We start from the raw sequence: 12,421 nt of genomic DNA, 5'->3' as shown, positions 1-12,421 counted from the left end.
ATATTCCTGTTAAACAAAACCTACGTCCGTCTCTTTGCGTTTCTTATAGTGGGTAATACAAATCGCAATGAGGATAACCATACCGATGACGATATTGACGAAGTAGTTTGAGACACCAATCAGGTTAAGGCCATTTTTCAAGATACCGATGAGGAATACCCCCATCAGCGTACCGATAACGCTTCCGCGCCCACCCGATAAGCTAGCGCCACCTAATACAGCCGCTGCGAGCACATCTAACTCTCCACCAACGAGGGCGCTTGGTACAACTTCGCTCATACGGTAGGTTTGCAACATGCCACCAATGGCTGCCATTGCACCGAGATAACCGTACGCAAACAGGTAGATAACCCATACCCGAATACCGATACGAGATGCCGATTCTTGGCTACCCCCAACCGCATAAAGTTGGCGGCCAATATGGGTTTTATTCATTAAAATCCACGTTAAACAGGCGATCCCCAACATGACAACTAGTGGTAAACCAATTTGGTAATATTCCCCGTCTACCTCGAAAGGTAAGATGGTCACAGGGTCGACCCACCAATCAGGCAGGTCATAAATGCTGTGCCCGTTGGTTAGCCACATCAACATACCGAATAGCAGTGATTGCATACTGATGGTGATAATGATCGACACCACATTCAGAGAGTAAATCAAAATCGCGTTGATTAAACCGAAAGTGATCCCGATGATAATCGCTAGCGTGATACTTAATGCAGGGCTGGCAATAAAGCCTTGCAGTAGCCACGTGGCAATGACGTATTGAACGACGGAGGCCACAGCTGCGAAGGAAATATCAATCCCGCCCGTGACCAAAACAACAAATAACCCTAAAGCAAAGATACCGGTGACTGCATAGCTTTCACTTAGGTCGAGTAAGTTTTGGATCGTCAGAAATTGTGGGCTCATGGTGGTGAAGAAAATCACCATAATCAATATGACCCACGTTAACCAACCTTCAACAGATTGGGGGCGAAGTTTTTGCCAATTAGCCATTGATGATTTCCTCCAATTGCTGCTCATTGATGGAATCCGTCACAATTTCTTTGACGATAGAGCCTTGTTTCATATGTAAAATTCGGTCGCAGTTGTAATAAGCTTCGGAGGCTTCATCGGTAATTAACAAAATGGAAATACCGACACCGGATAAACGGTGGATCAGTTTATAAATACTGTCTTTTGCACCAATATCGACCCCAACAGTTGGCGAATCGAGAATCAACACTTTAGGGCGTGTTAAAATCCATTTCGCCAGTACCACTTTTTGTTGGTTACCGCCAGATAACGTTGAGAGGGCGTTATTCGGGTCAGTGACTTTGATGTCTAAGTCGGTAATCCACTCTTGCACAATATCTTGGCACTGTTTTTCATCGATTAAATGCAGTGGAGTTTTGAGGCGATCCAGAATTGAAATCACCATATTGTCCGCGATGGATTGCTGCAAAATCGCGCCTAATGTCAGGCGGTCTTCAGACACATAACCAATACCGTGTTTAATCGCATCGGTGTTGTTTTTTAACTTAACTGGCTTGCCTTCAATGTTCATTTCACCGCTATCGGGGTGGGTGATCCCAAACAATGATAAGGCGAGCTCAGTACGGCCAGAACCTAACAACCCACATAAACCCAGTACTTCACCGCGTTTGAGGTTCAGTGAAACATCGCTATATTGCCCCGCACGGCTTAAATTTTTCAGTTCTAACACTGAACGGCGGTCTTCGGCATTATTTGGTGGTTTACGCTCATGGACGATGTCTAAACCTGTCATGAGTTCAGTAATTTTACGGGTAGTCAGGCCTTCAGCAGGCCATGTGCCAATTTTTTGCCCATCACGGATTACCGTAATACGGTCTGAAATTTCTTTTACTTCTTCCAAACGGTGGCTAACAAATACGACCGTAATGCCTTTATCTTTTAAATAGTTAACGGTAGATAAAAGCTGGTTTACTTCGGTACGGGTTAATGACGCTGTTGGTTCATCCATAATCACTAGACGTGCGTCTGCGACTAATGCACGGCAAATTGCCACTTGCTGGCGCTGGGCGATAGGTAAAAACTGCACGGGGGTATCTGGATTGATGGTAAAAGACAACTCGTTTAAGATTTCTAACGCTTTCTCACGCAGTTGTTTTTTACGAAACCAGCCAAAATAGCCTTTGAGATTCAGCTCAAAAGCGATATTTTCCGCAACGGTTAAGTTCGGAAATAACGATAAATCTTGGTAGATAACTTGCACGCCTAATTCACGCGCTTTGTCTGGCGTTAAACGGTTATAGCTTTTGCCGTCTATCTCAATTTTACTACCGTCATCAGGGGCATAGACACCACTAATGGTTTTGATCAGTGTGCTCTTCCCGCACCCATTCGTGCCCGCTAAGCAGTGCACTTCACCTTTGTTGAGCGTCAAATCGATATTGCGTAGCGCGCGGTGGCCGCCAAAGCTTTTGGAAAGGTCGCGCAAGGTAATGAGTGGATCGGATTTGTCAGCTTTTGAGGTGGTTGTCATAAGTACAATTCCTACTGCAAATAAATTGGTGTTGGCTTGTTCTTCAGCGTTCGAGCTGCCGCGCTATTGGGGCAACTCGAACGATTTGAAAACAGAAAATTTAAAATCTGGGTCAATCTTATTTTTTTGTTTTATATGACATTTTATAGATAGTAATTACAGGCCGACTTCAACCAGTTTTTTGGTATTTTCAATATTCAGGTTGACTGGGTTATCGCTTAAAATTGTGTTGCCACTGACTTTAATTTCACCCATATCACCGATTGAAACGCCATCTTTGATCTCTTCGCCATTCATCATTGCGGTCGCAACTTGAACGAAAACTTGTCCTGCCACTTTTGGATTGGAAATATAGCCGCCATCAATGGCGCCTTTTTCCAGTAATTTGATACCTTGGCCTGGGGTGAAAGTACCGAATACACAAGTTTCCGCATTTTTACGGCGTTTATCGATAGCACGGCCCGCACCGATAGGGCCTTGTGAACCGAATGACATGATGCCTTTTAGGTCTTTATGTTTGGATAACAGGTCATTAGCGGTACGCATTGAGTCATCAACGGATTCAGCTACGCCGAAACGGTCATCGACCATTTGCATTTTCGGGTAGTTAGCTTTTTGGTAAGCGATAGCGGCATCTGCCCACTCATTTACCAGAGGAACAGTTAAGCTACCAACAAACATGGCGTATTTACCTTCTTCACCCATACAGGCCGCCATATCTCTCATATGGTTAGCGCCCATGCTTTGGGTGTCGAGTAATTCAAAGTCCCAGTCTGCGTTAGTTTGGTTTGGTGATTCGTGGGTGATAACTTTGATACCCGCTTCTTGTGCACGTTTCAGTACAGGCTCAAGCACTTTTGCATCGTTTGGCACGACACCGATTACATCCACTTTTTTCGCGATTAAATCTTCAATTGCACGAACTTGTTCCGCAGGGTCAGCTGTTGTTGGACCAACTTGGAATGCATTCACACCGAGTTTTTTACCTTCTTCGGTAATCCCTTGTTCCATCACGTTAAACCAAGGAATACCACCGACTTTCACCACAACGCCCATGGTAAATGGTTTTTGTGCTTTTTGAGATTCAGCCATCGCAACATTTGAAAACAGTGCAACGCTCATTAAACAAGGTAAAACTAGCTTCTTCATGTTCATAGTTGTATTCCTTAGTGTAGATGGATACTAAAATCGGCTATCTCATCAACGTAGGGTCAATGGTATTATCGAATTTAGGTATGCCTATAATTAGGTGCTCAGGAATTATGGGTGCATAATATCCCCGCACTTTTTTAATACAGAAAATAAATCAACAATTATTATTTTACTTACATCACGGTTACGGACTTTTTATATTTTAATAAATTACTTATCGCACTCGATAATATTTAAATTCGGAAATTGCGTTTGAAAATTAGTATCATTCAGCTTATTGGTAATGAGTACGTTAATATCATCGAATGTACAAACTTGGCTAAATGCATATTTCCCAAGCTTACTGTTATCTGCGAGCAAAACGGTATTCTCAGATACTTGCAACATAATATTTTTGAGTTTTGAGTTTATTTCGCTGCCATCACGAATACCATTTTCAATATTAAAACCTTGGCATGATAGAAATAATGTTTTTATTTGAAAGCTACGAATAATACTTTCAGCGATTGGGCCATGGAAATCATCATGGCGCTCTGAATATTCACCACCAATCCCAATGACACGTACTCGGTCGCGGCACGCTAAGGCTTGGATAATTTTGACGGAATTTGTGACCACCGTAATATCGATATCTGGAATTTGCCTTGCCAGAAACCAGCATGTACTACTGTTATCTAACATAATACAGTCGCCAGGCTGGATAAATTTCAGCGCAGCTTTGGAAATTTTCATTTTCGCATCAGGGTGTTCTTCAGTTCTTTTGCGAAAAGACTCTGCACCATCAACCATTTGACTGAGTTTGACCGAGGATGGCATTACGTTGACCATCGGCATTTCTTCTTGGTCAATAGCAACGGCGCCGCCGAAGCTACGAATAATCCGGTTTTCACGTTCTAGCACCGTTAAATCGCGGCGAATTGTTTCTTGGGAAACTAAGCATAACTGAGCTAATTCACGCACTAACGCCGAACCATTTTGCACAACATGGGAACAAATTAATTTATGTCGTTCGGCTTGTAACATTTTTAGCTCCTATTCTTTCCACGATATTTATTCTGCCTGCGTTACTTTTTTTTTGTCGTGACTGGATTCAAGTAATCCCTTTTTGAAAAAAACAAAGCATCTGATAGTGATCTAGTCCGCTTATGTTTGAAATAAACATTAATTTGTTACATTAAAATTGTGATTTTAATCTCGTTATTTGCCTTATCTTTCCGCGTTATTCATAAGAAGCAAAAAAGATTGGTCTAACTCGGTCACCTTACCACACGATGAAATTGACTAAAGATGACTAAGCATGCCCGAGTATGACTGATTTGGCCTGAATTGTTGCGAGTTTGTAAATGTGGCTGCTTTTTAAATCAGCAAAATCTGTTTACCTTAATAGGTAGAGACAGGTTATCAACACACAAAACACACCCAGAGAATAAATTTTTGTTGTTGATATTTAAGCAAATTTTATAGCTAGGGGATCATTATGTTAGAAAAACTCAAACAACAAGTCTTTGAAGCGAACCTTGCTTTACCAAAACACAACTTAGTGACGTTCACTTGGGGAAATGTCAGTGGGATTGACCGTGAAGCGGGTCTGATGGTGATTAAGCCGTCGGGTGTGGATTATGAAACTATGCAGGCAGAAGACATGGTCGTCGTTTCATTAGAAACGGGGAAAGTGGTGGAAGGGAAATACCGTCCCTCTTCTGATACAGACACCCATTTAGCCCTTTACAAGGCATTTCCTGAAATCGGTGGCATTGTGCATACTCACTCGCGCCACGCAACCATTTGGGCGCAAGCAGGGCAACCATTAAGTGCGTTAGGCACCACACACGCTGACTATTTTTACGGTGAAATTCCGTGTACGCGTTTAATGACTGAAAGTGAAATTGCCGGTGATTATGAAAGGGAAACGGGTAATGTCATTATTGAAACCTTTAAAGAAAAAGGCATTACAGCAAAAGATGTCCCTGCAGTATTGGTCAATAGCCATGGCCCTTTTGCATGGGGAACGAGCCCTGATAACGCCGTGCATAATGCAGTCGTTTTGGAAGAGATTGCCTATATGAACTTATTTACTCGCCAATTACAGCCTGCGGTGGGCGCAATGCAGCAAGAACTTTTAGATAAACATTATTTACGCAAGCACGGCAAAAATGCGTATTATGGCCAGAAGTAAATCTTTAATAATTCATATTTAAACATAATAAAAATAGTTGATAATATTTCTAGGAATTAAATCATTATCACTATTTTTTAAATAAAAATAGCCACAAGGAATGATCCAGTGTGGCTATTTTGTCATTTTTTGAAAATTAATTTCCCTAGCGTTTAATCAGCTAAATTAATCAATTTTAATTTTTTATTTAAATAGAAATTAATCTAAATAAATGGTTTTCAATTTTTTGATATCGTCATCGGTAAATTTAAGCTCATTTTTAATATAAGCTTCAACTGAGCCTGAGATTTCTTCCATTGCCTTAAAGACCTCAATAATAAACGCCTCTTTGGTATCAATTAATGAAAGCAAATAATCCAAAACATTTTGGTCTTGTGTGATCTTTCGATAGCCTGACATTTTAATTTCATTACGTGCAAGCCGATTAAAATGCGTTACCATATAGTCTTGCACAATGGTTTCCTTGGGTACGCCCAACATTGAAAGGATCAGCAAAGCACCATAACCTGTTCGGTCCTTACCACCTCTACAGTGTTGAATACTCGGACTATTATGTTCATCGAGCAATACTTTAATCATTTGGTGGAAGGCAATTTTAGATTTCTCGCTGATAACAAATTGGCGATATTGCTCCAATATTTGCAGTCCATCACCGTTAACCATTTCTTTGGGAATATGGTGGATAACACTTTCAATTAACGCTTTATCTTCATTGTCTGGCGAGGCCGCAAACTGCGCTGCAAGTTCTGCGGTTTGTGCCGTTGCATCTAAATGATAGGTTTTATCTTCACCAATAGGGCAGTTAGGGAATTTATTGATTTCATTTTGAGTTCGATAATCAATAATACTTTTAATACCGAGGTGAGAAAGATAATTTTTGGCCTGCTCACTTAAATTAAACAGATGGTTCGAGCGATATAACATCCCCCATTTAACCTGTCTCCCTTCCGTTGTGGTATAACCCCCAAAGTCACGAAAGTTATTTAACCCTTCAATGGGCAAGGTTCGTTCAGCGAACAGTTGGCACCCACTTTCGGTTTGCAAGATAAAATAAATACGTTGTTTGGCATTTAAAGGGTCGTGCACGGTCAGTGCGCTTTTCAATTTATCGGTAATAAAATTCTCAGGGCGAATTTGTATATTCGCCTCATCTGTCCAATATAAAGCCGCTGGTGAGCTGGGTATTTCACTGAATTTAATTTCCAGCGTGGACGCGTCAATTCGATTTACTGCGATTTCCATATATTTTCCTTAATCATCCTAAAATTCCAAACATAGAACACACCACGCCGAGAACCATAATGGCCACAATCAGTGCAACTGTATGTTTTCCTTGTAATCGACGTACGAGGAAGAAAATCCCGAGTGCAAATAATAGGGTTAGTAAGTTAGGGATAACTTTGTCAAACATCTCTTGTACTTTGATGGACTGTTCACCCACGGCAATGGTTAGTGGGGTGGAGAGTTTGACGGTGGTGGCTATCAAAGAGCCTAGGACCATCACCCCGACGACGTTCGCTATATTGGTAATACGTTGAATGATATTTGATTTTTTCGACTGCTCGATTAAATCAACCCCTTTGTTATAGCCGTAATGAATAAAGAAATATTTGGTACCGATGTTGACGATGTTAAACAGCAGGAACATCAGTATCGGGCCAATAATATTGCCTTGAAGTGCAAAGGCCGCACCGATACTTCCGCAGATTGGCAGCCACGTAAACTTCAATAAGCTGTCTCCAAGCCCCGCAAAAGGGCCCATGAGGCCTGCTTTTACGGAAACAACGGCTTCTTTTTCTTCTTCGGTAGTTTTTTCTTCTAATGCCGCAGTCACACCGAGGATCAGTGCCCCTGCGTTAATTTGGGTATTAAAGAATTCAAAGTGGCGCTGCATTGCTTTAATACGTGTTTCTTGGTCGGCTTTTTCATACAGCTTATCGAGAACAGGCACCATGCAATGGGCAAAACCAATGGTTTGCAGCTTTTCGTAGTTATAGGAAAATGACATGGTCTGAATTCGCCAAAACATCCCATTTAACTCTTTTTTCGTGAGTTTTTTCTGTTCAGAAGCCGTATCTGAAACAGTATCGGTAGTGATATCGGTCATAGGTCATACTCCTCTTCTTCGTTTTTCTGGGAGGTTTGAGTCGCTTTTTCTTCTGGTGCTTGGCGCATGCCATTAGCGAACGCCATGTCATACAGAACGGCGAAAGCTAGGGCGATAAAAGTAATTGGAATGATTGGCAGTTTTAAATAAGTGGTAAGCATGAATCCGAGTAAGAAAAAGAACCACATTCTGCCTTTGAGTAACATCAATAACAGGATACAAATACCGACGGCAGGGATTAGTTTAGAAGCGACACCCATGCCTGTGAGGATGCTTTCTGGAACGGCATTTAAGATACTGTTGACTAAGTCACTACCGAAGTAGACGGCAATAAAACAGGGAATGGCGCGAATGAAAAACCACAATGGCGTTGAAAAATAATGGACTTTCGTTAAGCCGCTGTAGTTACCATCGAGTATCGATTTACTGGCCCAGACGTTTAAGAAACTGGCAAACGAGCGCCAAATGATCAGTAATTGCTGACACAAAATGGAGACAGGAACGGCGAGGGCAATACCCGCTGCAATCCCTCCATTTGAAGCAATACCCAGCGCAACACCAATAATTGAACCGGCAATAATATCAGGTGCAGAGTATGCGCCGACGTTACCAATACCCATCCACATTAACTCTAATGTGGCACTAATAGCTAACCCTTGAACCATATCGCCCATAATAATACCGGCGACAGTACCCGTTAACAGTGGGCGTCGGAGCATTTGTGGACCAACATCATCCAGCGAACAAATCCCCGCCCAAATTGCGATTAAAATGGCCTCAACCAACATAATAGGCTCCTTGCTTATTAGCCAAAATAAGCATAAATAAATGAATTAATTGAGTAATGTTTTCAATTCAACAATCGGGTCTTTTGGTACCATCTGAATTTCAACGGCCACGTTGTTGTTGATTAACGACTTAAATGCTTGTTCTTCTTCAGGTGTCACCGCAACGGCGCGGGATAAATTGCGGCGACCTTCTTGCATCCGCATGCCGCCGACATTGAGTTTTTCAAGTTTTAAGCCATTCTCAACCAGTTTGTTCACATCGACGCTGTTGGTGAAAAGCAGCATGGTGCGGCGTTTGATTTCGGCTTTTTTCAAGACATCGATAAATTTATCAACACCAAAAACCACTACTTTCAAGTCTGGTGGTGCAGCCATGGTGAGCACAGATTGCTGTACGCTATCGCTGGCAACTTTGTCATTCACGATAATGACTTGTTCAATATCGAAGTTTTTTACCCACGTGGTAATCACTTGTCCGTGGATCAGTCTGTCATCTATACGAGCAACATTAATTGGCATGGTTAACTCCTAAAGTTCGTTTTCATCTTGAATTAAAGGTTTAAGTTGTTCACTTACATTAATGCAGCTGTCTGGGAACACGTCAGTGATAACTTGATGAATTTTATGTAAAGGCAAATCACGGTTACTTAAAATTTCAAGGAAAGTAGGGACGTTGATCCCGCAATACAGCGCAACATCATTTTGTGTTAACACTAGTTCGCTGGCTAAGTTGCATGGCGAACCACCGAGCAGGTCAACTAAAATGAGAACACCATTGCCTTGGTTGATTTGTTGATAGGTATCGAATAACTGCTTTTTGACTTCATTGATATTGCTTTCTCGTTGGATGGATATCACGCTGATATCTTCCTGAGTGCCAATTAGCATTTCTGCACATTCCAGTAACCCTTGTGCAAAAGGGCCATGGCTTGCCAGTATGATGGGTAGTTGAGAGCTCATTTTTTCCCCTTTGTATCTCGTTTTTATTTTAGTAATAAAATTACTTTTATATATTTATTTTTAAGTAACAATATCACAAAAAGGGCGAATGGAAAGAGTAAGCGAGTAAGAAAGGATCAGTTTTGTGAGCGAGATCGAAGTGGCGACATCGCGCCACCTCGAGAAGATAAAGAAGAGAAATAAAAATTAATTGTTGCTATTTAAGCGTGAGAAACGCTCTGCGCGGGTGCTAATTTGCTTTTGGATACGCTCATCATACTGATTAATAAACAGGTTAGTAATCAACATATTAATAACTGTCAGCTGTGAAATTTTTGAGCGAATAGGGATAATTCGTGAGATATTTTCGGTTGATGTGGTATGCAAAATGGTTTCTGCTAAGGAAGAGACTGAGCTTTGACCCATCTTGGTGATAGCAATGGTTGGCACCTGCAATTCACGCGCTAAAGTGAGTAACTTAATGCACTCGTGGTTTTCCCCTGAATGGGAAATCACAATCACTAAGTCGTTTTTATCCAACGTATTTACGATGCTAAATTGAATGCTGTAGTCGAGGTGGCAATTAACGTCTTTTTTGATTTTAATAAGTTGATATTCAAACTCTTTGGCAACTAACCCACTGCTCCCCGCACCGTAAATGACAATTTTTTTGCTTTTGCTAATGAGCTCGTTAGCTTGTGCAAATGCATTGAGATTAACTAAGGCACACGTTTCTTCTATTGACGATTTTTCGATTTGGCTGACTTTAAAATTCACCGTTTCCATCGAGTCATTGATATCAATGTCTTCTTGCAGCAGCGTGCCATATGATTTGTTGTTAATTGATGAAATTAAATCGATTTTAAGCTCGCTAAAGCCTTGGTAACCGAGCTTATGGCACAGGCGTAAGATAGTTGTCGTGCTGACTTTGTTTTCTTGGGCTAGGGATTGAATACTGATGCTTTGCATATTTTTTTTATTAGCAATAATGTATTCAGCGACCTGCTTTTCCTTGGTTGATAGGCTGTCTCTGGCTTCCCTAAGTTTTAGATCTATCATCGTTCACCTTGCTAATAAATTGAAAATCGTTATCTCAGCGTGATCCTACCATATCTTAAAAATAGCGAAATGATGACTTTTCTTTATTGTGCGCGAACGAATAACAATGGCTGATAATTTGTATACAGGGGAAAATACGAAGAGGGATCCCTATTGCCCACATATGTAAAACAATAGGGATGTGCTTGAAATTAAAGCGTGACACCCATTTTAAAAATCGCTAATTCACGAAAATCATTGATTTCATTTTTGGTCTGTTCGCCATTGACGATTTTGACGACGTGCAAAATAAAATCATCCAGTAATTGGTTCATGGATTTACCGTTTAACAGTGCGCCTGCGTTAAAGTCAATCCAGTGGGGCTTTTTAGTGGCTAATTCATTGTTTGTCGCAATCTTTAAGGTAGGTACGAAACCGCCATAAGGTGTGCCACGGCCTGTGGTGAACAACACCATATGGCAGCCTGCTGCACCCAAAGCACTGGTGGCAATGGCATCGTTACCCGGTGCACTCAATAAGTTAAAGCCTGGTGTTGTTAGGCGTTCACCGTATTTCAAGACATCCATGACTTGGCTGGTGCCCGCTTTTTGTGTACAGCCGAGGGATTTTTCTTCAAGGGTCGAAATACCGCCCGCTTTATTTCCCGGAGATGGATTTTCATAAATCGGCTGATCATGGGCGATAAAATACTGTTTGAAATCGTTGATCATCTCGACTGTTTTTTCAAACGTTTCTTCATCATGGCAATGGTTCATTAAAATTTGTTCTGCGCCAAACATTTCAGGCACTTCGGTTAATACAGTCGTCCCGTTATGGCTCACCAAAAAGTCAGAAAAACAGCCTAATAATGGGTTTGCGGTGATCCCCGATAACCCATCGGATCCGCCACATTCGAGGCCAAATTTCACTTCACTGAGTTTGCCTGCGACACGTTTATCTTGCCTAACAACTTGATAAAGTTCGTTAAGATGCTCAACACCTGCTTCAATTTCATCTTCTAATTGTTGGCACACCATAAACTTAACGCGGTCTGCATCAAATTCACCGAGAGTTTCTTTAAAGGCGGCAACTTGGTTATTTTCGCAGCCAAGTCCAATCACTAATACGCCCCCTGCATTCGGGTGCTTTACCATATCTTGCAAAATTGTGCGGGTGGTTAAGTGATCGTCCCCCAATTGGGAGCAGCCTAAGGTGTGGTTGTATAAATACACTCCATCAATATCAGTCGCGTTGCTATTTTGTTTTTGGAAACGGTCGATCATTTTACGGGCGAGGGCGTTGACACAACCTACCGTTGGGATCACCCAGATCTCATTGCGAATAGCCACCTCACCATTGGCACGGCGATAGAGTTGAACGTCAGGATCTGCCACGGTCGCAGAAATCGCATTATGCTCAGGGTGATATTCATAATCATTTAATGCGCTAAGATTCGTTGCGGTATTGTGAGTGTGTACATGCTCACCAATGTTAATGTCTACGGTGGCGTGGCCTATTGGTGCCCCGTATTTCATGATATTTTTGCCTGTTTCAATGGCCGTTAAGGCAATCTTATGGCCGCGGCTCACATCTTCTTTCAATGTAATTGATTGATCTTCAATGGTGAATGTATCTCCAGCCAACCTATCGATTAGTGTGACGGCGACATTGTCATGAGTATGTATTTTAATAATTTCTTTTTGCATGTTTTG

12 protein-coding genes are annotated in these 12,421 nt (G+C 41.6%); 1 reads left to right on the top strand and 11 read right to left on the bottom strand.

From position 1 onward, the window contains the following. Window positions 1-9 precede the first annotated feature (9 nt). The 4 genes from J6836_RS14610 to J6836_RS14595 all read right to left on the bottom strand — a co-directional run bounded on the left by J6836_RS14610 (window position 10) and on the right by J6836_RS14595 (window position 4,684). Window positions 10-999 (bottom strand): ABC transporter permease, encoded by a 990-nt coding sequence (locus J6836_RS14610; protein WP_206083400.1) that lies wholly within the window; start codon window positions 997-999, stop codon window positions 10-12. Continuing rightward, window positions 992-2,509: a sugar ABC transporter ATP-binding protein gene (locus J6836_RS14605; protein ID WP_219244721.1), complete on the bottom strand. Its 1,518-nt coding sequence runs from the start codon at window positions 2,507-2,509 to the stop codon at window positions 992-994. Before J6836_RS14605 ends, J6836_RS14610 begins: the two co-directional genes overlap by 8 nt. Window positions 2,510-2,665: 156 nt before the next feature. Then, window positions 2,666-3,658 (bottom strand): substrate-binding domain-containing protein, encoded by a 993-nt coding sequence (locus J6836_RS14600; protein WP_219249519.1) that lies wholly within the window; start codon window positions 3,656-3,658, stop codon window positions 2,666-2,668. Between the two features lie 213 nt (window positions 3,659-3,871). After that, a complete protein-coding gene (locus J6836_RS14595) occupies window positions 3,872-4,684 on the bottom strand; it encodes a DeoR/GlpR family DNA-binding transcription regulator (RefSeq protein WP_219244720.1) in 813 nt (270 codons plus the stop codon). A 454-nt stretch (window positions 4,685-5,138) separates the two neighbouring features. On the opposite strand from J6836_RS14595, the gene araD reads away from it, so the two are divergent. Continuing rightward, window positions 5,139-5,837, top strand: a complete 699-nt coding sequence (araD, locus tag J6836_RS14590; protein ID WP_219244719.1) for an L-ribulose-5-phosphate 4-epimerase — start codon at window positions 5,139-5,141, stop codon at window positions 5,835-5,837. A gap of 198 nt (window positions 5,838-6,035) precedes the next feature. Here araD and J6836_RS14585 read toward each other — a convergent pair whose 3' ends face one another. From J6836_RS14585 to J6836_RS14555, 7 genes are all read right to left on the bottom strand, one after another. Continuing rightward, the gene (locus tag J6836_RS14585; protein ID WP_219244718.1) at window positions 6,036-7,079 is read right to left on the bottom strand and encodes a tyrosine-protein phosphatase; all 1,044 of its coding nucleotides are present in this window, start codon (window positions 7,077-7,079) and stop codon (window positions 6,036-6,038) included. A 13-nt stretch (window positions 7,080-7,092) separates the two neighbouring features. After that, window positions 7,093-7,944, bottom strand: a complete 852-nt coding sequence (locus J6836_RS14580) for a PTS system mannose/fructose/sorbose family transporter subunit IID (RefSeq protein WP_206083405.1) — start codon at window positions 7,942-7,944, stop codon at window positions 7,093-7,095. Further along, the gene (locus J6836_RS14575) at window positions 7,941-8,732 is read right to left on the bottom strand and encodes a PTS mannose/fructose/sorbose/N-acetylgalactosamine transporter subunit IIC (protein ID WP_219244717.1); all 792 of its coding nucleotides are present in this window, start codon (window positions 8,730-8,732) and stop codon (window positions 7,941-7,943) included. Before J6836_RS14575 ends, J6836_RS14580 begins: the two co-directional genes overlap by 4 nt. A gap of 45 nt (window positions 8,733-8,777) precedes the next feature. Beyond that, window positions 8,778-9,251 (bottom strand): PTS system mannose/fructose/N-acetylgalactosamine-transporter subunit IIB, encoded by a 474-nt coding sequence (locus tag J6836_RS14570; protein WP_219244716.1) that lies wholly within the window; start codon window positions 9,249-9,251, stop codon window positions 8,778-8,780. 9 nt (window positions 9,252-9,260) lie between these two features. Continuing rightward, window positions 9,261-9,692: a PTS sugar transporter subunit IIA gene (locus J6836_RS14565; protein WP_219244715.1), complete on the bottom strand. Its 432-nt coding sequence runs from the start codon at window positions 9,690-9,692 to the stop codon at window positions 9,261-9,263. Window positions 9,693-9,878: 186 nt separating this feature from the next. Next, window positions 9,879-10,730 carry a MurR/RpiR family transcriptional regulator gene (locus tag J6836_RS14560; RefSeq protein WP_219244714.1) on the bottom strand — a complete coding sequence of 284 codons (852 nt, stop codon included), beginning with the start codon at window positions 10,728-10,730 and terminating at the stop codon, window positions 9,879-9,881. A 191-nt stretch (window positions 10,731-10,921) separates the two neighbouring features. Then, window positions 10,922-12,415 carry a UxaA family hydrolase gene (locus tag J6836_RS14555; protein ID WP_219244713.1) on the bottom strand — a complete coding sequence of 498 codons (1,494 nt, stop codon included), beginning with the start codon at window positions 12,413-12,415 and terminating at the stop codon, window positions 10,922-10,924. Window positions 12,416-12,421: the final 6 nt, after the last annotated feature.

This window comes from Providencia sp. R33 (genome assembly GCF_019343475.1).
Taxonomy (GTDB): domain Bacteria; phylum Pseudomonadota; class Gammaproteobacteria; order Enterobacterales; family Enterobacteriaceae; genus Providencia.
The sequence above is the reverse complement of the archived record's forward strand: the minus strand, read 5'-3'. Positions and strand labels throughout refer to the sequence as shown.